Origin of the sequence: Brachybacterium sp. AG952 (assembly GCF_004362645.1) — a bacterium.
In the GTDB taxonomy this organism is placed as follows: domain Bacteria; phylum Actinomycetota; class Actinomycetes; order Actinomycetales; family Dermabacteraceae; genus Brachybacterium; species Brachybacterium conglomeratum.
Genome location: NZ_SNXV01000001.1, coordinates 1,199,218 through 1,224,262, shown reverse-complemented (window position 1 = coordinate 1,224,262; position 25,045 = coordinate 1,199,218). Strand labels below are relative to the sequence as shown.

Below are 25,045 nucleotides of genomic sequence, written 5' to 3'. Positions count from 1 at the left end.
GCACGCCGCCAGCGTTCGTCCTGAGCCAGGATCAAACTCTCCATGAAAATCATGAAAAACTATAAACCTGACAAAATAAACAAACAACCAGCATTTAACTGCTGTATTATCCGTTATAATCTGCCATTCAAAATAATGGCATCGATAAACAGACACGCTATTGAGATATCAAGCAACACGCGCACATCGTCGAGTCCCCGCTTCTGCGGTTCATCTCTGAGGCTCGTTGCCGGCGGGTGATCCCGTCGACGACTCCTACTTGCTTCGTCGTCCCGGCGCGAGTCACTACTCTAGCAGTTCTTCGCGGCCAGGTCCAACTCCGCTCCGTGTGGTCCCGGTCACCTCCGGATCGCGGTGCGATCCTTCCGTGCCCGAGTCACGGCCGCTGGTCCGATCTCTCGTCCCGGCGGGCCGGCAGTGAGTCCCAGTCGCTCCGTTCCTCGCTCCTCCCGGGGGAGGCTCTCGGCCCTTCGCGTCTGCGTCCTCGCTGCTGACAAGAAAGAACATTACGGGTCCCGCGAGGGGCCGTCAAGCCGCTCCGTTCAGCCTCCGTTCACCCTCCGAAACTGGAGTTCCTGCAGGTCAGTGCCCACTTTGCTCGACTGGGAAAGCGCTCGTTCATCCGAATGTGACCCACGCTTGAGAGAGGGGTCACCGGTCCTTATCGTCAGGTTGACAAGCAAGCTCGTCGACGGCTAACCGCGTGCCGCGGACGGTCGCTCCGGAGAGCCCGTCGGTCCACCGTCCCGGCATGCCCCCGGGCATGCACCGAGCCCCGCCTCTCGGCTGTGCGTCGAGTGGCGGGGCTCGGTGGGGCGGCGGCGGGATCCGTGCCGGCGTGTCGACTCGGGGAGCCGACATGACGGACCGGTCAGTCGAGGCGGTGCACCATCGCGGCGTTCTTGCGACCGCGACGCAGCAGGAGCCTCGCCCCCGGCAGGGCGTCGAGCTCGCCGACCTCCCGTGCGAGGTCGTCGGCGGAGATCTTCTCCCCGTTCACGGAGAGTCCTCCCCCATCGGCGTCCCGTCGGGCCGCGCCCTTGGACCGCGCGATGCCGGCGCTGACGAACGCGTCCACCAGCGGCGTGGTCGCGGAGACCTCCGCCCCGGGCAGCTCACGGGCGATGGCGAGGACGGTCTGCTCGTCCAGCGCGCGCACGTCCCCGCGGCCGAAGAGGACGGAGGCCGCGGCCTTCGCCTGCTCGGTGGCCTGGGCTCCGTGGACCATGGTGGTGAGCTCGTCGGCCAGGGCCCTCTGCGCGGCGCGCTCGTGCGAGGCCGTCTCGGTGGCGTGCTCCAGCTCCGCGATCTCCTCCTGGCTGCGGAAGGTGAAGAAGCGCAGGTAGTTCACGACGTCCGCGTCGGCCGCGTTGAGCCAGAACTGGTGGAACGCGTAGGGGCTGGTGAGCTCCGCGTCCAGCCACACCGCGCCGCCCTCGCTCTTGCCGAACTTGGTGCCGTCGGCCTTGGTGACCAGCGGAGTGGTCAGCGCATGGACCTCATGCCCCTCCACCTTGTGGATGAGGTCGACCCCGGAGAGGAGGTTGCCCCACTGGTCGTTGCCCCCGTATTGCAGGGACACCCCGTGCCGGCGATGCAGCTCGAGGTAGTCGATGCCCTGCAGCACCTGGTAGCTGAACTCCGTGTAGCTGATGCCCTCATCGCTCTGGAGACGGCGGGCGACGGTGTCCTTCGCGAGCATCGTGCCCATGCGGTAGTGCTTGCCCATGTCCCGCAGGAAGTCGAGCGCGCTCATCTGCCCGATCCAGTCAAGGTTGTTCACCATGGTCACGCCGAACTCCCCCTCGAGGTCGAGGAAGCGGGAGATCTGGCCGCGCAGGCTCTCGACCCAGGTCGCGACGATCTCGGCGTCGTTGAGCACGCGTTCGCCGGACATGCGGGGGTCGCCGATCAGACCGGTCGCCCCGCCCACGAGGGCGAAGGGGCGGTGGCCGGCCAGCTGCAGGCGACGCATCGTGAGCACCTGGGTCAGGTGGCCGACGTGCAGGGAGGCGGCGGTCGGGTCGAAGCCGCAATAGAGGCTGATCGGTCCGTCCGCCAGAGCGCTTCCGAGCGCCTCGCGCCCGGTGGTCTGCACGACGAGTCCTCGCCAGGCGAGCTCGTCCAGGACGGAATGCATCGATCGTTTCCTCTCGGTGGTGCGGTGCGGTCCCCGGTCGGGGCCACGGTCATTGTCCCCCACTCACGGGGCGGGGTGCCACGCGATATCGCGCGCGGGCCCGACGGCGTCGGCGGTCGTGGACGGCAGGCGAGAGGCCCGGGACCTGTCATGTGCAGGTCCCGGGCCTCTCCCATCCTTCCGGTGGACACCGCGCCCGGAGGCGGGTGTCGCAGCGCGGAGCCCGGCCGTCCAGGGGCGGAGCTCCCCCGGCAGGCAGGGCCCGGAGCGCCGCCTCGTCGCGCGGGTGTCAGCCCTCGGCGCGGTCCCGGGTGAAGGCGCGCAGGCCGGCGACCTGGGCGGCCGCGGCGTCGGTCTGCTCGGCCACCCGCACCGGGGCGGTGCCGCCCTTCGCATCACGGGAGGCGATGGAGCCCTCGACGGAGAGCACCTCCCGGACCGAGGGGTCGAGGTGCTCGGAGATCCCGGCGAGCTCGTCGTCGGTGAGGTCCCACAGCTCCTTGTCCTGCTCCTCGGCGACCTTCACGCAGGAGCCGGAGATCTCGTGCGCTACCCGGAACGGGACGCCGCGGCGCACGAGGTGGTCGGCGATGTCGGTGGCGAGGGAGAAGCCCTGCGGGGCCAGCTCCGCCATCCGCTCCGTGTAGAAGGTCAGCGTCGCCATCATCCCGGTGAAGGCCGGGAGCACGAGGTCGAGCGAGTCGACCTGGTCGAAGACCGGCTCCTTGTCCTCCTGCAGGTCGCGGTTGTACGCCAGCGGCAGCGCCTTGAGCGTGGTCAGCAGCCCCACCAGGTCGCCCACCACGCGCCCGGCCTTGCCGCGGGCGAGCTCGGCGATGTCGGGGTTCTTCTTCTGCGGCATGATCGAGGAGCCGGTGGAGTAGGAGTCGTCCAGGGTGATGAACGAGAACTCCTTCGTGTTCCACAGGATGACCTCCTCCGCGAGGCGCGAGAGGTCGATGCCGATCATCGCCAGCACGAAGGAGAACTCCGCCGTCAGGTCCCGCGAGGCGGTCCCGTCGATCGAGTTCCACACCGAGTCGCCGAACCCGAGCTCGCGGGCGACGGCCTGCGGGTCCAGGCCCAGGCTCGAGCCCGCCAGGGCGCCCGAGCCGTACGGGGAGGAGTCCGCGCGGGCGTCCAGGTCCCGCAGCCGCTCCACGTCCCGCAGCAGCGGCCAGGCATGGGCCAGCAGGTGGTGGCTGAGCAGCAGCGGCTGGGCGTGCTGGAGGTGGGTGCGGCCCGGCATGGGCGCGCCGTGCACCTCGCGGGCCCGGGCCACGAGCACGTCGACGAGGTCCAGGACCTGATCGCCGACCGCACGGGCCTGGTCGCGGATGAACAGGCGGATCAGGGTCGCGATCTGGTCGTTGCGGGAGCGGCCGGCCCGCAGCTTGCCGCCGAGGTCCTTCCCGGCCCGCTCGATCAGGCCGCGCTCGAGGGCGGTGTGCACGTCCTCGTCCTCGGGCGCGGCGGCGAACGCGCCGGAGGCGACGTCGGCCGCGAGGCGGTCCAGCGCGTCCTGCATCCCGGCGAGCTCCTCGTCGCTCAGCAGCCCGGCGGCGTGGAGCACGTTCGCGTGCGCCTTCGAGCCGCGCAGGTCGTACTGGGCGAGCCGCCAGTCGAAGTGCGTGGACACGGACAGCGCTGCCAGCGCGGCCGCCGGACCGGAGCCGAAGCGTCCGCCCCACAGCGCGGCGCTCTCCTGCGCGGCCGACGCGTCGGCCCCGGGACCGACGGCGCCCGTCGGCTCCCCGTGCGAGTTCGCGGAGGGGGCGTCGCTCATGCCTGGTCCTCGGCGGCGTCGAGGTCCTCACCGTTGCCGAGCGCCACGTCGCGGGCCGCGGCCTGCTTGGCGGCGAGGCCGTAGATGTCGATGAAGCCGCGGGCGCTGGCCTGGTCGAAGGTGTCGCCCTCGTCGTAGGTGGCGAGGTTGAAGTCGTACAGGCCGGTCTCGGAGCGGCGCCCGGTGACGGTGGCGCGGCCGCCGTGCAGGGTCATGCGGATGTCGCCGTTGACGTAGCGCTGGGTGTCCTCGATGAAGGCGTCGAGCGACTTCTTCAGCGGGGAGAACCACTGGCCGTCGTAGACCATCTCGGTCCAGCGGTCGCCGACCTGGCGCTTGAAGCGGGCCTGCTCGCGCTCGAGGGTCACGCGCTCGAGCTCCTGGTGGGCGGTGATCAGCGTCATCGCGCCCGGCGCCTCGTAGACCTCGCGGGACTTGATGCCCACCAGGCGGTCCTCGACGATGTCGATGCGGCCGATGCCCTGGGCGCCCGCGCGGCGGTTGAGCTCCTGGATCGCCTCGAGCGGGGTGACGGCGCGGCCGTCGATCGCGACCGGGACGCCCTGCTCGAAGGAGATCACGACCTCGTCGGCGACCGGCGGGAAGGCGGGGTCGTCGGTGTAGGAGAAGACGTCCTTGGTGGGCTCGTTCCAGATGTCCTCGAGGAAGCCGGTCTCGATGGCGCGGCCCCACACGTTCTGGTCGATGGAGAAGGGGTTGTGCTTGGTGGTCGCGATCGGCAGGCCCTTGCGCTCGGCGTACTCGATCGCCTTGTCGCGGGTCAGCGCGAGGTCGCGCACGGGGGCGATGCACTTGAGCTCGGGGGCGAGGGAGGTGATCGAGACCTCGAAGCGCACCTGGTCGTTGCCCTTGCCGGTGCAGCCGTGGGCGACGGTGGTGGCGCCGTACTTCTTCGCGGCCTTGACCAGGTGCTTGGTGATCACGGGGCGGGAGATCGCGGAGACGTTCGGGTAGGCGTCCATGTACAGCGAGTTCGCCTTGAGGGCGGGCATGCAGTACTCGTTCGCGAACTCGTCGCGGGCGTCGGCGACGTAGGCCTCGACGGCGCCGCAGTCGAGGGCGCGCTGGCGGATGACCTCGAGGTCCTCGCCGCCCTGGCCCACGTCGACCGCGCAGGCGATGACGTCGGCGCCGGTGGCGTCGTGGATCCAGCCGATGGCGACGGAGGTGTCGAGTCCGCCGGAGTAGGCGAGGACGATCTTCTCGGTCATGAGTGGTGCTCCTAGGTCGTGGGGGTTCAGTGGTGGTCGGGGTGGTGCCGCGATGGCCGGGGCGGGCCGTGCGGCGGCGGGACGGGCGCGGGGGCCCGGTCCCTGGGTCCGGAGGTGGGCGAGGTCAGGGTCTGCGAGGTCAGGGTGCCGGGGTCGTCCCGGCAGGGGCCGACGGGCGGACCTGCCCGGTGCGCGCCGTCACGGCGCCTCGATGCCCTCGTCCTCGTCGAGGGCGCCGAGCTCGCGCCGGCCCTCGGCGAGGTCGAGGAGCCGCTCGGCGAGGCGGTCACCGCCGGCGGGGTCCCGGGAGACCAGCAGGACGGTGTCGTCCCCGGCGATGGTACCGAGCACGTCGGGCATGACGGAGCGGTCCATCGCGGAGGCGAGGTACTGCGCGCCGCCGGGCGGGGTGCGCACGACGACGAGGTTCCCGCTCGCCTCGGCGGAGACGAGCAGCCCCTCGGCCAGCCGCGGCAGGCGCGCCTCGAGCAGCTCGCCCTCGGCGCCGACGGGACGGGCGGTGCCGCCCTCGGGCGGGAGGCGGTAGACGAGGCTCCCGGCGGAGCCGCGGACCTTCTCGGCCTGCAGCTCGACGAGGTCCCGCGAGAGGGTCGCCTGGGTGACCTCGATCCCCTCCGCGGTCAGCAGCTGCGCGAGCTGCGACTGGGAGGAGACCTCCTCGTGGGTCAGCAGCTGCACGATGCGCTGCTGGCGCGAGGTCTTGGTCTGCGCGAGGGCGCGCCGGGAGTCGCTCATGCGCGCTCCCGGGCGCCGCGGGTGCGGACGTGCGCGACGGCGTGGGCGGCGGTGCTCTCGTCGGGGTGCTCGAGCAGCCAGGTCAGCAGGGCCTTCTGGGCGTGGAGGCGGTTCTCCGCCTCGTCCCACACCACGGAGGCGGGGCCGTCGATGACCTCGGCGGCGACCTCCTTGCCGCGATAGGCGGGCAGGCAGTGCAGGAAGATCCCGCCGGAGAGCGCCATCAGCTCGGAGGTGACCTGGAAGGGGGCGAAGGTCTCCTCGCCGCGGCCGTCCTCGCCCTCCTGGCCCATGGAGACCCAGGTGTCGGTGATGACGGCGGTGGCGCCGGCGACCGCCTCGCGCGGGTCGTCGGTGACGAGCACCGCGCCGCCGGTCGACGCGGCGATCTCCTCGGCGCGGGCGACGATCGCGGGGTCGGGGCGGTGGGAGGCGGGCGAGGCGATCCGCACGTCCATCCCGGCGGTGACGCCGCCGAGCAGGTAGGAGTGGGCCATGTTGTTCGCGCCGTCGCCGAGATAGGCGAGGGAGCGCCCGGCGAGCGCGGCGTCGCCGTCGGCCAGTCCCCCGGTGTGCTGGGCGATGGTCTGGAGATCGGCGAGGATCTGGCAGGGGTGGAACTCGTCGGTCAGCGCGTTGACCACGGGCACGGTCGCGTGGGCCGCCATCTCCTCGATCCGCTCCTGTCCGAACGTGCGCCACACGATCGCGGAGACCATGCGCGTGAGCACCTCGGTGGTGTCGGCGACGGACTCGCCGCGTCCCAGCTGGCTGGAGCCCGCGTCGATCACCAGCGGGCTGCCGCCGAGCTCGGCGATGCCGGTGGCGAAGGAGACGCGGGTGCGGGTGGAGGCCTTGTCGAACATGACCGCGACGGTGCGCGGTCCCTCCAGGGGGCGCTTGGCGAAGCGGTCGCCGGCGAGCTCGAGGGCGAGGGCCAGGACCTCCTTCTGCTCCGCGGGGCTCAGGTCGTCGTCGCGCAGGAAGTGGCGGGGCATGTCAGGACCTCTTCTCGTCGGTGGTGGAGGCGGCGGCCTGCTCGGCGGCGTCGAGCAGGGCGGGCAGCGCCTCGACGAAGGAGCCGAGCTCCTCGTCGGTGATGATCAGCGGCGGGGCGAGTCGCAGGGTGCTGGGGTTCGCGGCGTTGAGGATGAAGCCGTGCTCGAGGGCGGCGGCGACGACCTGCGGCGCGATCGGGGCGGCGAGGGTGATCCCCTGCAGCAGTCCCGCGCCGCGCACGCCGGTGATCCGCGGATCGCGCCCGGCGAGCTCGAGGATCCGGGCCTGCAGCTGCGTGCCGAGGGTACGGGCCTTCTCGAGCAGGCCGTCCTCGGCGAGGGTGCCGAGCACGGCGAGGGACACGGCCGCGCCCAGCGGGTTGCCGCCGAAGGTGGTGCCGTGCTGGCCGGGGCTCAGCAGGCCGGTGGCGTGCTCGCCGAAGGTGAGCACGGCACCGATCGGGAAGCCGCCGCCGAGGCCCTTGGCCAGCGTCATCACGTCGGGCTGCAGCCCCTCGATCGCCTGGTGGGCGAACCACTCCCCCGTCCGCCCGACGCCGGTCTGGACCTCGTCGAGGATCAGCAGGGCGCCGTGGCGGGCGGTGAGCTCGCGGGCCGCGCGGAGGTACTCCTCCGTCAGCGGCAGCACTCCGGCCTCGCCCTGGATCGGCTCGAGCACGAGCGCGGCGACGTCCCCCGGGGCGAGGGCCGCCTCGAGTGCGGCCACGTCGCCGGCGGGCAGGAACTCGACCCCGCCGGGCAGCGGCTCGAAGGGGGCGCGGTAGGCCTCCTTGTGGGTGAGGGCGAGCGCGCCCATGGTGCGGCCGTGGAAGCTCTTCTCGAGCGCGAGGATCCGGGGCCGCCCGGTGCGGCGGGCGATCTTGAAGGCGGCCTCGTTGGACTCGGTGCCGGAGTTCGTGAAGAACACGCCCGAGCCCTCAGGGGCCTGCGCCAGCTGCAGCAGGCGCTCGGCGAGCTCGATCTGGGTGGGGGTGGCGAAGAAGTTCGAGACGTGCACGAGGGTGCCCGCCTGCTTCGTCATTGCGGCGACCACGTCGGGGTGGGCGTGGCCGAGGGCGTTGACGGCGATCCCGCCGAGGAGGTCGAGGTACTCCTTCCCGTCGGCGTCCCACACGTGCGTGCCCTCGCCGCGCACGAGCACGCGCTGCGGGGTGCCGAACACGCCGATCATGGAGCGGGAGTAGCGGCCGGCGAGCTCCTGGGCACCCTGCGGCGTCGTGCCTTGCGGCGTCGTGTCCTGCGTCTGCGTCTCAGACATAGTCGTCCCTCCTGACCATCGTGCCCACGCCCTTGTCGGTGAAGACCTCCAGCAGCACGGCGTGCTCGATCCTGCCGTCGGTCATGGCCGCGGTGCGCACCCCGGAGTCCACCGCGTCCAGCAGCGACTCGGCCTTGGGGATCATCCCGGCGGTGAGGCCGGGCAGCATCTCCCGCAGCTCGCTCGCGGAGATCTCGGGGATCAGCGAGTCGCGATCCGGCCAGTCGCGGTAGAGGCCCTCGACGTCGGTGAGCACCACGAGCTTCTCGGCGTCCAGGCCGGCGGCGAGCGCGGCGGCGGCGAGGTCGGCGTTGATGTTCAGGACCGCGCCGGTGGGGCGGCCGTCCTCGTCGATCTCGGGCGCGATCGAGGAGACCACCGGGATCCGGCCGGCGTCCAGGAGGTCCTGGATCGACTCGGTCCGCACCTCGGTGACCTCGCCGACGTTGCCGAGGTCGACCTCCTGGCCGTCGACGACGGTGCCGCGGCGGCGGGCGGCGAACAGCCGCGCGTCCTCGCCGGACATGCCGATCGCGTAGGGGCCGTGGCTGTTGATCAGGCCGACGAGCTCGCGGCCCACCTGGCCCACCAGCACCATCCGCACCACGTCCATGGTGTCCTCGTCGGTCACGCGCAGCCCGCCGCGGAACTCGGACTCGATGCCGACGCGGCCCAGCATCGCGTTGATCTGGGGGCCGCCGCCGTGGACGACGACGACGTGGATGCCGGCGTGGCGCATGAACACCATGTCGGCGGCGAAGGCGCGGCGCAGGTCGTCGTCGATCATGGCGTTGCCGCCGTACTTGACCACGACGATCTTGCCGCGGAAGCGCTGCATCCAGGGCAGCGCCTCGATGAGGATCTCGGACTTCGCATGCGCCGCGGCCTGGGCCGGGGTGAGGTCGGCCAGCGGGTTCTTGGAGGGTGCGGCGGGCGGCTTCGATGTGGTCATGAGGAGTAGGCGCTGTTCTCTTCGACGTAGTCGTGGGTGAGGTCGTTCGTCCAGATGTCCGCGCTCGCGGAGCCCGCGCCGAGGTCCACCTCGATGAGGGTCTCGCGCGGGGTCATGTCGACCTCGGAGCGGTCGCGGTGGGCGCCGCCGCCGCGGCACACCTCCACGCCGTTGACGGTGACGGAGAGGTCCTCGACTGCGAAGGGGGCGACGGCCTCGGGCACGCAGCCGGCCGCCGCGACGATCCGGCCCCAGTTGGGGTCGTTGCCGAAGATCGCGGCCTTGACCAGGTTGGAGCGGGCGATCTCGCGGGCCACGGCCTCGGCGGCGTCCTCGGCGGTGGCGGAGCGGACCACGACGTGCACGTCGTGGCTGGCGCCCTCGGCGTCGGCGACGAGCTGGCGGGCGAGGTCCGCGCTGACCGTGCGCACCGCCTCGGTGAGCTCCTGGACGCCCAGGGTCACGCCGCTCGCGCCGGAGGCCAGCAGGATGACGGTGTCGTTGGTGGACATGCAGGCGTCGGAGTCGACGCGGTCGAAGGTGGTGCGCGTCGCGCCGCGCAGCGCCTCCTCGGCGGTGGCGGCGTCGACGTCGGCGTCGGTGGTGAGGACGACGAGCATGGTCGCGAGCTGCGGGGCGAGCATGCCGGCGCCCTTCGCGATCCCGCCCACGACGACGCCGGAGGGGAGCGTGACCTCGGCCGTCTTCGGGACGGAGTCGGTGGTCATGATGGCGCGGGAGGCGGAGGCGTCGGCCTCCTCCCCGGCGTCGAGCCGGTCGATCGCCGAGGTGACGCCGGCCAGCAGCGGCTCCATCGGCAGCCGCTCCCCGATCAGGCCGGTGGAGCACACGAGCACGTCCTGGGCCGCGATGTCGAGGAGGCCGGCGAGATGCTCGGCGGTGCGGTGGGTGTCCTGGAACCCCTCGGGGCCGGTGCAGGCGTTGGCGCCGCCGGAGTTCAGGACCACGGCGCGGGCGCGGCCGTCGGCGACGGCCCGACGAGACCACTGCACGGGAGCGGCCTGGACGCGGTTGGCGGTGAACACGGCGGCGGCGACGTCGCGCGGGCCGTCGTTGAGGACGAGGGCGAGGTCCTCCTTGGGGGCGGCCTTGATGCCGGCGGCGAGGCCGACGGCGCGGAAGCCGCGGGGGCGGGTGATCGACACGGGGTCTCCTGGGAGCGTGGGGCGAGGGGCGCGGTGGATGGAGCTCGGACGGGCGCTCCGGCCGGCCGGCGGGGCCCGGCGGGCGACGGTCAGGGGGCGAGCGCGGTGCGGCTGAGCCCGGTCGCCTCGGGCAGACCGAGGGCGAGGTTCATCGACTGGAGCGCGGCGCCGGCCGTGCCCTTGACGAGGTTGTCGATCGCGGAGATGACGGTGGCCTGGCCGCTGCGGGCGTCGACCGCGGCGCCGAGGCGGATCGTGTTCGCGCCGGCGACCTGCCCGGTCGCGGGGGCGCTGCCCTCGGGCAGGACGGTCACGAAGTGCTCGCCGGCGTAGTCGTGCTCGAGGGCGGCGAGGAGGTCGGCGGTGGTGGTGCCCTCGGCGACCGGGGCGGTGCACACGGCGAGGATCCCGCGGCTCATCGGGACGAGCACCGGGGTGAAGCCGAGGCGGGCGTCCTCACGGCCGGTGGCGCGGCGGAGGTTCTGCAGCACCTCGGGGATGTGGCGGTGGGTGCCGCCGACGGCGTAGGGCGCGGCGGTGCCGGAGGCCTCGGAGAACAGCAGGTGCTGCTTGGCGGCGCGGCCGGCGCCGGAGTAGCCGACCGGCAGCACGGCGCTGAGCGCGGTGCTGTCCACGAGCTCGGCGCGCAGCAGCGGGGCCAGGGCGAGGGTCACGGCGGTCGCGTTGCAGCCGGGCACGGCGATCTCGCGGGCGGTGCGCAGCTGCTCGCGCTGGCGGGTGCCGTCGGCCAGCGGCAGCTCGGGCATGCCGTAGGTCCAGGTCCCGGAGTGCTCGCTGCGGTAGTAGGCCTCCCACTCCTCGGCGCTCTCGAGCCGGTGGTCGGCGCCGAGGTCGAGCACGAGCACGTCCGGGTCCTCGGCGCGCAGAGCGGCGGCGATCTGTCCCGACTGGCCGTGCGGGAGGGCGAGGACCACGACGTCGTGGCCGCGCAGGGTCTCCACGCCCGTCTCCTGCAGCACGGGGTCGTGGCCGAGGTCGATGTGCGGGGCAACCTCGGAGAGCCTCTTGCCGGCGCTCGAGTGCGCGGTCACGGTCGCGACCTCGATGCCGGGGTGGCCGGCGAGCAGGCGCAGGGTCTCCCCGCCGGCGTAGCCGGAGGCGCCGACGACGGCGACGCGCGGGCGTCGCGCGGCCTGCTCGGTCGCCGGGACGGGGGCGGTGGCGCTGCTCTCGGACATCATGCCGGAAGTATATACAGCCAACTGCATGAACAGCCAGCGGGGGTGCGCGGTGTTCACGTGGTGGACGGCGGAGTTCGCGGCGCGCACGCCATTCTCGGCGGCGAGGTCGCCGTGGCGACGCCTCCCGAGGCCGACGACGAGCGCCGTGCGCCTGAGGAGCGTCCCGGACACAGGAGGGGCCCCGCTCGGTCGAGCGGGGCCCCTCCCCTGCGTGGTGGCTGCTGCGCGCCTCGTCGGCGCGGCGGCCGCTCAGGCCCGCAGCACGCCGCCGACGGCGGACTCGACCGCGGCGATGATCCGCCGGCGGGTCTCGCCGATCTGCTCGGCGGTCAGCGTGCCCTCGCCGGAGCGGAGCCGGATCGCGAAGGCGAGGGACTTCTTCCCCTCCCCGATCTGCTCGCCGGTGAACACGTCGAACAGGTGGACGCGCTCGGCGAGGTCGCCGGCGCCCACCACGATCGCGGCCTCGACGGCGCTCGCAGGCACGGACTCGTCCACCACGAAGGCGAAGTCCTCCTTCGCCGGCGGGTAGGTGGGCACCGGCACGGCGCGCACCACGGCGGGGGCGGCGGCGATCACGGCCTCGAGGTCGAGCTCGAAGGCGGCCGAGCGGGCCGGCAGGTCGAACTCCTTCAGCACGGCGGGGTGCAGCTCGCCGGCGGCGCCGACGACGCGGCTGTCCCCGTCGGCCGTGTGGACGCGCAGCTCGGCGGCGCGGCCCGGATGGAAGGGCGCGCGCTCCGTCTGGCGCACCTCGAGCTCGGCGCCGACGGCCGCGGCCGCACGGCGGGCGAGGTCGAGCGCATCGGTCCAGCCCCACGGCGCGGGCTCGCCCTGCCAGGAGTCGGGGCCGGAGGCACCGCCGACGACCGCGGCGAGCGCCCCGGTCTGCGCGGGCAGCGCGGCGAGGATCGCCTCGAGCTCCTGCTCGCTCGGACGCTGCGCGGCGGCGGGCACCGGGGCGGCGCCCTGTCCCCCGCGGGCGCGGAACACGGAGCCGCGCTGGAAGATCGCGACCGACTCCTCGCCGCGGCCGAGGTTGCGGCGCGCGGTGGGCAGGAGACTCTGCAGCAGCTCGGTGCGCAGCAGCGGCTCGTCCTCCGAGAGCGGGTTGAGGATCCGCACGGCCTCGCGGCGCGCGTCGTCCGTCCCGTAGCGGAGCCGGTCGTGCACGGAGCCGGCGACGAACGGGGCGGAGTTCACCTCGACCAGGCCCGCCTCGGCGAGCGCGCGGCGGGCGGCGCGTCGGCCGCGCTGGGCGACCGTCAGGCCGCGCCCGCCCGGCGCCGTCGGCAGCACCGAGGGGATCTCGGCGTAGCCGACCAGGCGCGCAATCTCCTCGACGAGGTCCTCGCGGATCGTGAGGTCGGGGCGCCACGACGGCGGGGTGACCAGCAGGCCGTCCTCGCCCTCGCGCGCGACGGTGCAGCCGATCGCCTCGAGGGAGGAGATCACCTGCACGTCGGTATAGGCGATGCCGACGACGCGCTCGGCGTCGTGCAGGTCCGCGCTGATCGGGGCGGGTGCGGCGACCGCGCCCTCGTCGGTCACGCGGGCGGAGACGGTGCCGCCGCCGTGCTCGACGATCAGCTGGGCGGCGCGGTGCGCGGCGATCAGCGGGAGCTGCGGGTCCACGCCGCGCTCGAAGCGCTTGGACGCCTCGGAGGGAAGGCGGTGGCGGCGCGCGGTGCGGGCCACGGTGACGGGGTCAAAGGTCGCGGCCTCGAGCACGATGCTCGTGGTCGTGCTGGACACCTCGGTGTCCTCGCCGCCCATGACGCCCGCGAGGCCGAGCACGCGGTCTCCCGCCGGGCCGCCGGCGTCGGTGATCAGCAGGTCCTCGGGGTCGAGGGTGCGGGTGACGTCGTCGAGGGTCGTGAGCTCCTCGCCCTTCCGTGCGCGGCGCACGGTGATGGGGCCGACGAGCTTCTCGGCGTCGTAGGCGTGCAGCGGCTGGCCCAGGTCGAGCATCACGTAGTTGGTGACGTCGACGATCAGGGAGATCGGGCGCATGCCGGCGAGGGTGAGGCGGCGGGCCATCCAGCGCGGGGTCTGCGCGGCGGGGTCCACGCCCTCGACCTCGAGCGCGACGAATCGGGTGCAGCCCTCGGCGCCGTTCAGCGGCGCCTCGTCCCGGAGCTGGACGGGCACTCCCCCGGCCTCGGTCGCGGTGATCTCGACAGCGGCGGCCGGATCGGTGAAGGCGGCGCCGGTGGCGTGGCCGTACTCCCGCGCCACGCCCCGCATCGAGAAGCAGTAGCCGCGGTCGGGGGTCACGTTGATCTCGACGACCTCGTCCGCGAGGCCGAGCAGCGCGATAGCGTCGTCGCCGGGCTCGGCGGTCAGGCCCTTCGCGTGGCCGCGGCCGAGCACGATGATGCCGTCCTCGCCATCGGGGTCCGGGCCCAGGCCCAGCTCCTCCCCGGAGCAGATCATGCCGTCGGAGGTGTGGCCGTAGGTCTTCCGCGCGGCGATCGCGAAGTCGCCGGGCAGCACGGTGCCAGGGAGGGAGACGACCACCAGATCGCCCTCGACGAAGTTGTGCGCGCCGCAGATGATGCCGCGGCTCGGGCGCTCCTCGCCGGGCTGCGGCTCCTTCGGGTCGTCGGCGTCCTCGTTGTGCTCGGGGCCGACGTCCACGCGGACCCAGTTGATGGTCTTGCCGTTCTTCTGCGGCTCCTTGACGAGCTCGAGCACACGGCCGACCACGAGCGGGCCGGTCACCTGCGCGCCGAACAGCGCTTCTTCCTCGAGGCCGACGCGGGAGAGGTCGGTGGCGACCTCGAGCGCGGAGGCGGTCGCGGGGAGCTCGACGTGCTCGCCGAGCCAGGTCAGGGGAATGCGCGGCATCTCAGATCTCCGTCCCGTAGTGCTGGGAGAAGCGGACGTCGCCCTCCACCATGTCCCGCATGTCCGCCACGCCGTTGCGCAGCATGAGGATGCGCTCGATCCCGAGGCCGAAGGCGAAGCCCTGGTGCTCCTCGGGGTCCACCCCGGCGGCGCGCAGCACGTTCGGGTGGACCATGCCGCAGCCGCCCATCTCGATCCAGCCGGTGCCGCCGCAGACGCGGCAGTCCGGGTCCGCGTCGTGCTCGAGGCCGAGCCGCGCCTCGCAGGCGAAGCAGCGGAAGTCCATCTCGGCGCTCGGCTCGGTGAAGGGGAAGTGGTTGGGGCGCAGGCGGGTGATCGGCGCGCCGCCGAAGAGGTGCGCGGCGAGCGCGTCGAGGGTGCCGACCAGGTTCGCCATCGTCAGGCCCTTGTCGATCGCGAGACCCTCGACCTGGTTGAACATCGGCGAGTGGGTCGCGTCGATCTCGTCGGCCCGGTAGACGGTGCCGGGGCACGCGATGTACAGCGGGGCGCCGCGCTCGAGCATCGCGCGGATCTGCACCGGGGAGGTCTGGGTGCGCAGCAGCATCCCGGAGTTCTCGGGCGCGAGGTAGAGCGTGTCCTGCAGCGAGCGCGAGGGGTGCTCCGCATCGGCGTTCAGCGCGTCGAAGTTCAGCCAGGAGGACTCCGCCTCGGGGCCCTCGGCGATCTCCCAGCCGATCCCGACGAAGAAGTCCTCGATCCGCTCGGTGAGGGTCCACAGCGGATGCGCGGCGCCGCGGGGGCGACGGTCCGTCGGCAGCGTCATGTCGACGGTCTCCGCGGCGAGCGCGGCCTCCTCCTCGGCGGCGGCGAGCTCGGCCTGGCGGGCGGCGAGCTCCTTCTGCACGCGGCCCTTGCCCTGGCCGACGAGCTTGCCGGCGGCGGCCTTCTGGTCCTTGGGCAGGTCCTTGATGGCGCGGTTCGCGGAGGTCAGCACGCTGGCATCGCCGACGTGCCGGGTGCGCACCTGCTTGAGGGCGGCGGTGTCGGGGGCCGCGGCGATCGCGGCGAGCGCGGCGTCGACGGCGGCGGTGATCGACTGCTCGTCGATCGAGGGCCCGCCGGGCGCGGGGGATGTCTCGGACACGGGGTTCGCTTTCGTCCTGGAGTGCTCGGAGGATGCGCGCGCCGGGACGCGGGCACCGCGGACCATTCTAGGAGAGGCTGCGCCGCCGGGGCGCCGGGCATGGGGAGTGCTCCCCATGTCCCTCTCCGCCGCGCCGCGCTAGCCTCGTGGCACGCCCGGAGCACGGGCCGGCACGATCAGGGGACCAGGAGCGTCCGCCGTGCCTGGGAACCGCCGCACGGTGAGGCGAAGCCGCTGACCGCGCACGGACGACGCAGGGGACGGGACGGGAACGCGATGGCCTTCCAGGGGGCGGACACGCAGCAGCTGCGGGCTCAGGCGAGCCTCACGCGGCAGGGCTCGGAGCAGCTGCGCGCGAGCGCGCTGGGAATCAGCCGCTCGGCGCGCTCCGTCACCTGGTACGGGGAGGACGCAGAGCGCTTCCGCGAGAGCTGCTCCCTGGTGGTGCGGAAGATGGAGGCGCTCGGCGAGCGCCTGACCGCGCTCGAGGACGAGCTCGGCCGTCATGCCGAGGAGCAGGACACGGCCTCCGACGGCGACGGGAGCGGGCTGTCCGCTCTGTTCGGAGGGCTGCTCGGGGGACCGTTCGGCGGGATGGCCGGCGGCCTGCTGGGGCTGCTGGGGGGACTTCGCGCCCCGGCCGGGAGCCGATGGGGCGGCCTGCCCGGCGAGAACATCGGGATGGGCAACGTCCTCACCCACGATGCTGGCGGTGCAGGTGGTACCGACCGGCCCCCGATCGAGGACGAGGACTTCAAGGAAGCGACGCGCGAGGGCGACACCACGCTCGAGGGCGAGGTCCACGCGGGCGCGGTGAAGGGGGAGGCGACCCAGAACTCGCAGAAGATCACGCTGTCCGAAGACCTGGTGGATCTGGAGAGCAAGGGGACGGTCGACCTCTCGAAGAAGATCACGCGGAGCCAATCGGTCGAGCGCATAGTCAACGACGACGGCACCCTCACCTATGTGTTCGAGGCCTCGCTCACCGACACGTCAACGGTGGGCGCGGACGGGAAGGTCGTCGACGGATCCGTCACCTCCGAGGTGGGGAACAGCCACTCCTACTCCGTGACGGTCCCCGCGGGCACCAGCGTCGCCGACGCCGCAGCCATCGACCCGTTCGACCCGTCTACGTTGCCGTCGGGATCGTCGGCCACAGTGGAGAACTCGCTCACCGGCGAGCTCTCGGCCACTGCCGGTGTCACCTACCGCGGGGTGCGGGCCGGCGCCGACGTCTCGGTCTCCGAGGAGCTGACCTATGTCACCACCGTCGCGCGGGGCGAAGACGGCACCATCTCGGTGGACCAGGGGCCGGGGACCGCGCACGGCATCGACGGGGGCTTCTCCGTCGGCGTGGAGGACGTGGCCTCGATCAAGGCCGGCATCGGGGCCGACGTCGAGGTGAGCACGGTGGAGCACGCACGGTTCACCGGCGATGAGAGCGGCATGCAAGCGGCCCAGGAAGCCCTCCTGAGCGGTGCCATGCCGGAGGACACCGGCGGTCCGGTCCTCGAGCGCTACCAGGACGTCCGCGAGACGGTGGTCGGCAGCTTCGGCGCTTCGGGGACCATCGGCTCCGAGGAGTCGGGAGCCTCCGGTGGGGCGTCGACGGAGTTCTCCGCTCGGGAGAAGATCACGCGCACCTATCCGGACGGCCATCAAGTCTGGGAGGCACGTGCTGCGTCGTGGGGCAAGGGGCACGACGCCATCGCCGTCGAGCAGGGAGAGACCGGCCGCGCCCCGACGTACATGCTCGACCTCGGGACCAGCGCCCCGTCGCTGAACGAGATGTATCCCGAGACGCTCCACACTGATCCCCACAGCAGCGCTCCCGACACCCGCATCGCCTACACCGAGCAGGAGCTCCGCAGCATGATGGAGTACAGCGAGGTCGGCGAGGACCCCTTCGACTACCTCGCCACGCGGGCGATGGACGGCCCGTCGGGTGCCGAACGGATGTACTACGACTACAAGCACCTCGACACGGCCGAGCAGGAGATGTTGGTCGAGACGGGGCAGGCTTCGGCACCCACGGGGTACAGGCCGGATGCTCCGGGGCAGGTCCTCGAGCCCGGGCAGACCAGCGAGGCCGTGGCCGATCGCGGCGGCGCCACGGCTTCCGGCGCCCCCGGCGGCCGGCACGCCACCCCGTCAGCCACCTGAGGTACGGACTTCTGAAGGCAGAGTGTCGGGAGCACGGATAGGCTGGCCAGGACCCCGTTCCCTCGAAGGAGGCCAGCATGTCCTGGACCGTGAAGGGCGTCGTCGCCCTCGCAGAGAAGAAGCCCGCCGAGCTCGTGGACATCGTGATCCCCGATCCCGGCCCCAACGACGTCGTCGTCGACATCGAGGCGACCGGCGTGTGCCACACCGACCTCGCCTATCGCGACGGCGGCATCAACGACGAGTTCCCGTTCCTGCTGGGCCATGAGTCCGCCGGCCGCGTCTCCGCGATCGGCGAGGACGTCACCCACGTCGAGATCGGCGACTACGTCGTGCTGAACTGGCGCGCCGTGTGCGGCGAGTGCCGCGCCTGCAAGAAGGGCGTGCAGCAGTACTGCTTCGACACCCATAACGCCTCCAAGCCCATGACGCTGACCGACGGCACCGAGCTCACCGCCGCCCTCGGCATCGGCTCCTTCTCGGAGAAGACCCTGGTCCACGAGGGCCAGTGCACGAAGGTCTCCGAGGACGCCCCGGCCGAGGTCGCCGGTCTGCTGGGCTGCGGCGTGATGGCCGGCATCGGCGCGGCGATCAACACCGGCCAGGTCCAGCGCGGCGAGTCGCTCGCCGTGATCGGCCTGGGCGGCGTGGGCTGCGCCGCGATCGCGGGCGCGAAGCTCGCCGGCGCCACCACGATCATCGGCCTCGACGTCGACGAGAAGAAGCTCGCCGCCGCCGAGGAGCTCGGCGCGACCCACACCCTGTGCACCAAGGACCTCTCGCCGCAGCAGGTCGCGGAGAAGGTGCAGGAGCTCACCGGCGGCTTCGGCGCGGACGTCGTCGTCGACGCGGTCGGCATCCCGCAGACCTACGAGACCGCGTTCTACGCCCGCGACCTCGCCGGCCGCGTGGTGCTCGTCGGCGTGCCCCGCCCGGGCGTCGAGATCACGCTCCCCATGCTCGACGTGTTCGGTCGCGGCGGTGCGCTGAAGTCCTCCTGGTACGGCGACTGTCTCCCCGAGCGGGACTTCCCCTATCTCACCGACCTGTTCCTGCAGGGCCGTCTGCCGCTGGACCGCTTCGTCACCGGCCGCACCGATCTCGCCGGCACGGACGCGGCGCTGGACGGACTGCACGACGGCGCGAACCTGCGCACCGTGGTGGAGGTGGCCAAGTGACCGCGCGGCTGGACCATGCCGTCACCTCGGGGACGTTCTCCCTGGACGGCGAGACCCACGAGGTCGACAACAACGTGTGGGTGCTCGGCGACGACGAGCAGTGCGTCGTCTTCGACGCCCCGCACGACGTCGAGAAGGTCGAGGAGCTCGTCGGGAACCGCGAGTGCGTGGGCATCCTGCTCACCCACGCGCACGACGACCACGTGCGCTTCGCCCCGGAGCTCTCCGAGGCGCTCGAGGCCCCGATCCTGCTGAACCCCGCCGACCGCGAGGTCTGGCAGCTCACCCACGGCGACCTGCCCTGGGACGACGACGTCGCCGACGGGGACATGTTCACGATCGCGGGCGTGAACCTCGAGGCGCTGCACACCCCGGGCCACTCCCCCGGCTCGACCTGCTACTACTCCGAGGAGCTGGGCGCGGTGTTCACCGGGGACACCCTGTTCCAGGGCGGCCCCGGTGCGACCGGCCGCTCCTTCTCCTCGCGGGAGACGATCGAGCAGTCGATCCGCGAGCGGCTGTTCCAGCTCCCGGACGACACCGTGGTGCACACCGGCCATGGCCCCGACACCACGATCGGAGCGGAGAAGAAGGCCGCGCAGGGCGACTGGCTCTGAGAGAGGTCTCGATCCGATCGACGCCCGAGCGCCACGTGCCTGAGGCGTCGCATCGCTCGATGACACCGGCGGCGGTCCTCCACGGAGGGCCGCCGCTGGTGTCTGTCATGCCCCTGCGCACGACGCCGGCGAAGCACAGTCACGGCTGTTCAGCGCCTCTCCAGGGTTGTCCACACACCTTTCGACTGTCGGGGCGAATCGGTAGAATCGGTCACATCTCCCGGAGGTGAGGAGCATCCCGGGTGGCCGTGAGGAGGCGGTGAGGGTGGGCGAGTTCGAGGCCGACGCCGAACCGCTGCTGCTCGCGCCTCCGAGCCCCGAGGCGGCCTCCGCCCTGTCCCGTGTCCGGGCCCGTCGGCGCCGACGCCGCCGTGCGACCCGCGAGCACATCTCGCGCATCGGCGAGCATCGGGCGCCGGAGACGGCCGAGCTGCTCGAGCAGCTGTGGGACGGCGGCGCCGAGGACTCGCGCCGGCTGGCCCGGAGGTTCCGCGCGATCGTCGGCGCGACCCACGACCCGCTCTCTCCCGAGGAGCTCCCCCGCGAGGCGCGCGCGATGGAGGAGCTGCACCTCTCCCTCGCCCTGCGGTGCACCCGCGCCCAGGCGCGCTCGGCCATCCGCGAGGCGCATCGCGTGGCCACGCTGCTCCCCCTGTGCTTCGCACGGCTCTCCCGCGGCGAGCTCCCGGCGCCGTGGTTCGAGAAGCTGCTGGAACGCACGGGGAGCCTCGAGGATGATGCACTCCGGCGGCTCGACGTCGAGCTCTCCCGCACCGACCTCTCCGTCTCCCCCGAGGTCTTCTCGCGGGTCCTCGGTCATCTCCTCGCCGCCGCGGTCGCGCGCAGCGAGGAGCCGGAGCATGCCCGGCCCGAGAGCCGCCGCCGCGTGGTCCTGGACCCGCCCCGGCCCGACGGCACCGGCTGCCTGCGCATCATCGGACCGATCCCGGAGATCCTCGACCTGTCGCGACGGCTGGATCTCGCTGCTCATGCCGTCCGCGACGGTCAGCGCCGCGCCTTCGAGCAGGGCACCCCGCTGCCGGTCGATCCGGGAGGCGAGATCGAGGCCAGCTGCCTGATCCCCTCCCTCGCCCACACCCGTTACAACGTGCTGATGAGCTCGGCCCTCGCCACGGGCGACGCCGCACCTCCCCCGCCCCAGGTCCGCGTCAACGTGACGGTCCCGGTCATGACCCTCCTCGGGCAGTCGGACGCTCCCGGCATGCTCGACGGCACCATCCCGCTTCCCGCCCGGATGGCCCGCGAGCTCGCCGGGCACGAGAGCACCTGGTACCGGGTCCTGACGGATCCGACGTCGGGCCGCTTCCTCCCCGCCCCGGCGCAGCGCTACCGGCCCACCGCGGAGATGCGCGCGCACCTGCTGCTGCGCCATCCCACCTGCGCAGTGCCCGGCTGCGGCCGCCCCTCCTCGATGCTGTCCGAGACGGATCACCTCGAGGAGTACGACCACGGCGATCCGCCTGCCGGCGGTACGACCGACGCGGAGAACCTGCACGAGCTCTGCCGCGAGCACCACCGGCTGAAGACGCTGGGGCTGCTGGACCCGGTGCGCGACGACCTCGAGGGCATGACCTGGTGGGAGAGCTCCGGGCTGATGATGGCCCGGCAGGAGGACGGTCGGGATCTCGCCACCGCGCAGGTCGTCGACGAGATGACCGCCGCCTGGGAGCAGCACGAGCATCTCCGACACCTGCGGGCCGAGGCGGCCGCGCGCCGACGATGGGTGCGGGAGCAGGGACTCTCCCCCGGCGACCTGGTCACCGGACCGGATGGCGATGACGACTGGCGGGTGGGGCACGACGGGGACCTGCATCCGCCCGGCGAACCGCCGCCGTACTGACCGCAGTCCAGGCTCGCCCCACTGTGTGGCGTGCGTCACATTTCGGCTCCGAGGTCTGGAGTGTGCCGCTCCGGCACAGTGTGTGCTCCTTGTCGACAGCATTCCTCGACTCCCCGACGGAGGCGAACGATGAGTATCGACAAGGCAGAGAGCAAGACCACTGCGAGCACCACCGGAGAGAGCACCACCGCAGAAGGCACCACCACCGAGCAGATCATCGAGCAGATGGGCGGAGCCTCCGGGCTCGTCCTCTCGACCGTCCCCGTCATCGCCCTGGTGGTGGCGCACATGTTCCTCCCGCTGATGCCCACGCTCGCCGTCGCGCTCGGCGCGGGAGCCGTGCTGTTCGTGATCCGCCTGGGCCGCGGCGAGAAGGTGCCCTCGGCGATCGGCAGCCTTCTCGGCGTGGCCGTGGCCGCCACGCTCGTGATCTGGACCGGTTCGGTCCGGGACTTCTTCGTCATCGGCATCTGGGCCGCCCTGGCGATCTTCCTCCCCACCGCGATCTCCGTCGTGGCGAGGCGTCCCCTGACCGGCATGATCTGGAACGCCGTGCACGGCGGTGAGCACGCCTGGCGCGAGGACCGCCCCACCTACCGTGCGCACGTCATCGCCACCTCGGCCATCGCCGTCGCCCATCTCGCCAAGTTCGTCGTGCAGCAGTGGCTGTACGTCGCGGAGAGCATCACCGCTCTGGGCATCGCGGACACCCTCATGGGAGCTCCGCTGACCATCGCGCTCGCCCTCGTCGTGGTGTGGGCGTTCCGCCGCAGCACGACGCGGATGCGCACCGCCGAGGCACGTCATGCGGCGACCGCCACCGGCGACCTGATCGACGAGAGGAACCTCTGATGACCACCGCTGCGACCCTCACCATCGACGACCTCCTGCGGCCGCCGGAGCGCTCGGGCATCTCGATCTCCCCGGACGGCACCCGGCTCGCCCACCTGGCCATGTGGCACGAGCGGCTCAACATCTGGGTCGAGGAGATCGACGCCGACGCCCCGCCCCGCTGCGTCACCGCCGACGACTCCCGCTCCATCACCCGGTACCTCTGGGCCGACGACTCCCGCCACCTGCTCTACCAGCAGGACAGCGGCGGCGACGAGAACTGGCACGTCTTCCGCATCGACCTCGACCAGCTCGGCGCCCCCGCGGTGGACCTCACCCCGTTCCGCGGTGCCACGGTCCAGGCGCTCGAGCTCCGACGGGGACGGCCCGGCCACGCCACCCTGCAGATGAACGCGGAGGACCCCACCGCCTTCGATCTCTACGACCTCGAGATCGCCACCGGAGCCCTCACCCGGCTCGCTCCCAGCCCCGGAGAGGGGAGCACCTGGATGCTCGTCGGCGAGACGCTCCTGCGCAGGAGCATGCGAGCAGACGGCACCTGGGAGCTCTGGCGCGGCGAGTCTCTCGTCGCCGCCTTCGACGGAGACGCCTACCCGATGGACGTCCACCCCTTCGAGGCCGCGGCAGACGGGTCGAGCATCTGGCTCGGCTCCTATCGCGGCACCGACCACCTGCATCCGGCCCGCCTCGACCTGGCCACCGGGGAGGAGACGATGATCCACCACCACCCCCACGCCGATCTGGACACCCGGTCCCTGGTCTTCCCGAACCTGCCGTCCCCGCTGATCCGCCATCGCCGCACCGGTGAGCTGCTGGGGCTGCGCTATCACGGGATGCGGATGCACACCGTCCCCCTCGACCCGCACTTCGCGGAGGTCCTCGAGGCGGTGGCGGCGCTGTGCGACGGGGACATCGGCGCCCTCACCAGCGATGTCGACCAACAGCGGTGGGTCGTGTCGTTCGTGCACGACCGCGATCCGCAGACCTGGCTCTACGACCACCGGACCGGCCGCAGCCGGCTCCTGGCACGGAGCCTGGAGCACCTGGACGTCGATCAGCTCGCCCCCGTCGAGAGCGTCGAGATCACGGCCCGCGACGGCCTGCCACTGCCCGCCTATCTCACGCTCCCCGTGCACGAGGAGCCGCAAGACCTGCCCCTGGTCCTGATGCCCCACGGCGGCCCCTGGGCACGGGACTGGTGGGGATACGATTCCGTCGTCCAGCTCTGGGCCGGCCGGGGATACGCCGTGCTGCAGCCCCAGTTCCGCGGCTCCGCCGGCTTCGGACGCAGGCACATGGAGGCGGCCGTGGGCGAGCTCGCCGGACGCATGCACGACGACCTCCTCGACGCCGTCGACTGGGCGATCGCCCAGGGCCTCGCGGACCCCGAGCGGATCGGCGTGTTCGGCGGCTCCTACGGCGGCTATGCCGCGCTCGTGGGCCTCGCGTTCACCCCGGAGCGGTTCGCGGCGGCGGTGGAGTACGTGGGGGTCTCCGACCTCGTCGACTACCTGCGCTCCCTGCCCGAGTACGCGCGAGCAGGCCTCGTGAACAACTGGTACCGCTACGCAGGCGACCCGTCGGACCCGGAGCAGGCCGCCGACCTGAGGGCCCGCTCGCCGATCACCCGGATCGCGGACATCCGCTCACCGCTGATGGTGGTGCAGGGCGCCAACGATGTGCGGGTGCGACGGGCGAACTCCGACCGGATCGTCGCCGGCCTGCGGGAAAAGGGGAACGAGGTGGAGTACCTGGTCTTCGACGACGAGGGGCACTTCATCCTCAACCCCGAGAACGTGCTGGCGCTGTACCGCGCGGCGGACGAGTTCTTCGCGCGACACCTGGCGAAGGTGCCCGCCGCCGCCCAGGACGCTTGAACGTCCCTCACTCGGCGGACAGCAGCTCGTGGCACCTGACCAGCACTCGCAGCTGGGCGGGTGAGTACAGCTCGGCCAGGGCCTCGCCGATGCTCCGCGTCCCCAGGGCGCGCGAGGTGCCCTCGCCGAAACCGGGATCGTCCAGCTCGGGGGCGGCGGCAAGGCCATCGCGGACCGCCTCCGCCATCCGTGCCGCGACGTCCTCGCGCATCTCGGCCGACGCCTCCTCCGGCAGGTTCTCGAAGTCCGCCAGGACCTGCGCATCGGGGATGGACTCTCCCACGCGCCGCCACGCCTGGAGCGAGTCCTCGTCGAGCACGCGGGAGAGGACGGTGAGGAAGTCTCCGTCCGTGCTGCCGGTCGTCCCACTGGACATCTCCCACGTCCCGGGCTCCTCGAGGAGCTGGGCGATCTCGTCCCGGACGACCACCAGCCGTTCGATCTCCGCGGTGGTCTCCGAGGCCAGGGCCTCCAGGACCTCCCGGTAGCTGTCGGCGGAGGGATCCAGGGACGGGATCTCCGCCAGCGGCACGCCCAGGTCGACCAGCCGCCTGATGTGCATCAGCTGGATCAGGTGCCGGACCCCGTAGTGCTTGTACCCGTTCGAGGAACGGGGCGGCTCGGGCAGCAGGCCCTCGTCGTGGTAGTGCCGCACCGCGCGCAGCGACGTCCCTGCGAGCTCGGCGAGCTCCCGCGTGCTCCACGCCATCGGTCACCTCCTCCTGTCCCTCAGGTCCCGCTCCGCGCTGACTCGGGCAAGCCACCACGCTAGGGGACGCACCCGGCTGGTCGTGCCACCATGGCCTCATGCGCGTGCCCATGCCTTCTGCACCCTGGAAGAGAGTCGTCATCCGCGGAGTCATGATCGCTGTGCTGGCGCTCGCCCTCAGGGCCGTGCTGGACGGCGGGGTGACGGGGCCGGCGATCACGTTCGCCGTGGTGTTCGGTCTTGTCTTTGCGCTCGTCACAGCAGCATTCGAACGAGCAGGCCGTTCCCCGGCCGGCCGCCCGGACGGCGAGTAGGCTCG

At 72.3% G+C, this 25,045-nt stretch carries 19 protein-coding genes; 7 read left to right on the top strand and 12 right to left on the bottom strand.

Features of this window, described 5'->3' with window-relative positions; translation table 11 throughout:
* Positions 1 to 871: 871 nt before the first annotated feature.
* The 11 genes from tyrS to pheS all read right to left on the bottom strand — a co-directional run bounded on the left by tyrS (position 872) and on the right by pheS (position 15,469).
* Positions 872 to 2,140, bottom strand: a complete 1,269-nt coding sequence (gene tyrS, locus DEU31_RS05460) for a tyrosine--tRNA ligase (protein WP_133676241.1) — start codon at positions 2,138 to 2,140, stop codon at positions 872 to 874.
* Positions 2,141 to 2,429: 289 nt separating this feature from the next.
* A complete protein-coding gene (argH, locus tag DEU31_RS05455) occupies positions 2,430 to 3,926 on the bottom strand; it encodes an argininosuccinate lyase (protein WP_133676239.1) in 1,497 nt (498 codons plus the stop codon).
* Positions 3,923 to 5,158, bottom strand: coding sequence for an argininosuccinate synthase (locus tag DEU31_RS05450; protein ID WP_053916893.1), 1,236 nt, complete (start codon positions 5,156 to 5,158; stop codon positions 3,923 to 3,925). Before DEU31_RS05450 ends, argH begins: the two co-directional genes overlap by 4 nt.
* 198 nt (positions 5,159 to 5,356) lie before the next feature.
* Entirely contained in the window at positions 5,357 to 5,914 is a 558-nt protein-coding gene (locus DEU31_RS05445) for an arginine repressor (protein WP_010550125.1), read from the bottom strand.
* Positions 5,911 to 6,912 (bottom strand): ornithine carbamoyltransferase, encoded by a 1,002-nt coding sequence (gene argF, locus DEU31_RS05440; RefSeq protein WP_133676237.1) that lies wholly within the window; start codon positions 6,910 to 6,912, stop codon positions 5,911 to 5,913. The genes DEU31_RS05445 and argF overlap by 4 nt, the downstream gene beginning before the upstream one ends.
* 1 nt (position 6,913) lies before the next feature.
* Complete coding sequence (locus DEU31_RS05435; RefSeq protein WP_133676235.1) at positions 6,914 to 8,191, bottom strand: acetylornithine transaminase; 1,278 nt, start codon at positions 8,189 to 8,191, stop codon at positions 6,914 to 6,916.
* Complete coding sequence (argB, locus tag DEU31_RS05430; protein ID WP_133676233.1) at positions 8,184 to 9,143, bottom strand: acetylglutamate kinase; 960 nt, start codon at positions 9,141 to 9,143, stop codon at positions 8,184 to 8,186. Before argB ends, DEU31_RS05435 begins: the two co-directional genes overlap by 8 nt.
* A complete protein-coding gene (gene argJ, locus DEU31_RS05425; RefSeq protein ID WP_133676231.1) occupies positions 9,140 to 10,309 on the bottom strand; it encodes a bifunctional glutamate N-acetyltransferase/amino-acid acetyltransferase ArgJ in 1,170 nt (389 codons plus the stop codon). Before argJ ends, argB begins: the two co-directional genes overlap by 4 nt.
* Positions 10,310 to 10,398: 89 nt before the next feature.
* Positions 10,399 to 11,682: an N-acetyl-gamma-glutamyl-phosphate reductase gene (argC, locus tag DEU31_RS05420; protein ID WP_133676229.1), complete on the bottom strand. Its 1,284-nt coding sequence runs from the start codon at positions 11,680 to 11,682 to the stop codon at positions 10,399 to 10,401.
* A gap of 78 nt (positions 11,683 to 11,760) precedes the next feature.
* Complete coding sequence (gene pheT, locus DEU31_RS05415) at positions 11,761 to 14,361, bottom strand: phenylalanine--tRNA ligase subunit beta (RefSeq protein ID WP_133676227.1); 2,601 nt, start codon at positions 14,359 to 14,361, stop codon at positions 11,761 to 11,763.
* Between the two features lies 1 nt (position 14,362).
* A complete protein-coding gene (gene pheS, locus DEU31_RS05410; protein ID WP_133676225.1) occupies positions 14,363 to 15,469 on the bottom strand; it encodes a phenylalanine--tRNA ligase subunit alpha in 1,107 nt (368 codons plus the stop codon).
* A gap of 276 nt (positions 15,470 to 15,745) precedes the next feature.
* On the opposite strand from pheS, the gene DEU31_RS05405 reads away from it, so the two are divergent.
* The 6 genes from DEU31_RS05405 (at position 15,746) to DEU31_RS05380 (ending at position 24,017) form a co-directional block, all read left to right on the top strand.
* A complete protein-coding gene (locus DEU31_RS05405) occupies positions 15,746 to 17,632 on the top strand; it encodes a hypothetical protein (protein WP_126986674.1) in 1,887 nt (628 codons plus the stop codon).
* Positions 17,633 to 17,709: 77 nt separating this feature from the next.
* Entirely contained in the window at positions 17,710 to 18,810 is a 1,101-nt protein-coding gene (locus DEU31_RS05400; RefSeq protein ID WP_126986672.1) for an S-(hydroxymethyl)mycothiol dehydrogenase, read from the top strand.
* On the top strand, positions 18,807 to 19,427 hold the full coding sequence (locus DEU31_RS05395; RefSeq protein WP_053916913.1) for an MBL fold metallo-hydrolase: 621 nt from the start codon (positions 18,807 to 18,809) through the stop codon (positions 19,425 to 19,427). Before DEU31_RS05400 ends, DEU31_RS05395 begins: the two co-directional genes overlap by 4 nt.
* 265 nt (positions 19,428 to 19,692) lie before the next feature.
* Entirely contained in the window at positions 19,693 to 21,288 is a 1,596-nt protein-coding gene (locus DEU31_RS05390; RefSeq protein WP_166649393.1) for an HNH endonuclease signature motif containing protein, read from the top strand.
* A 129-nt stretch (positions 21,289 to 21,417) separates the two neighbouring features.
* The gene (locus tag DEU31_RS05385) at positions 21,418 to 22,140 is read left to right on the top strand and encodes a DUF3159 domain-containing protein (RefSeq protein WP_133676221.1); all 723 of its coding nucleotides are present in this window, start codon (positions 21,418 to 21,420) and stop codon (positions 22,138 to 22,140) included.
* Positions 22,140 to 24,017, top strand: a complete 1,878-nt coding sequence (locus tag DEU31_RS05380; protein WP_133676219.1) for a S9 family peptidase — start codon at positions 22,140 to 22,142, stop codon at positions 24,015 to 24,017. Before DEU31_RS05385 ends, DEU31_RS05380 begins: the two co-directional genes overlap by 1 nt.
* Before the next feature lie 7 nt (positions 24,018 to 24,024).
* Here the strand turns inward: DEU31_RS05380 and DEU31_RS05375 are convergent, their stop codons facing one another.
* A complete protein-coding gene (locus DEU31_RS05375; RefSeq protein ID WP_133676217.1) occupies positions 24,025 to 24,726 on the bottom strand; it encodes a MerR family transcriptional regulator in 702 nt (233 codons plus the stop codon).
* A 152-nt stretch (positions 24,727 to 24,878) separates the two neighbouring features.
* Here DEU31_RS05375 and DEU31_RS16740 point away from each other — a divergent pair, with 152 nt between their 5' ends.
* The gene (locus DEU31_RS16740; protein WP_166649392.1) at positions 24,879 to 25,040 is read left to right on the top strand and encodes a hypothetical protein; all 162 of its coding nucleotides are present in this window, start codon (positions 24,879 to 24,881) and stop codon (positions 25,038 to 25,040) included.
* Positions 25,041 to 25,045: the final 5 nt, after the last annotated feature.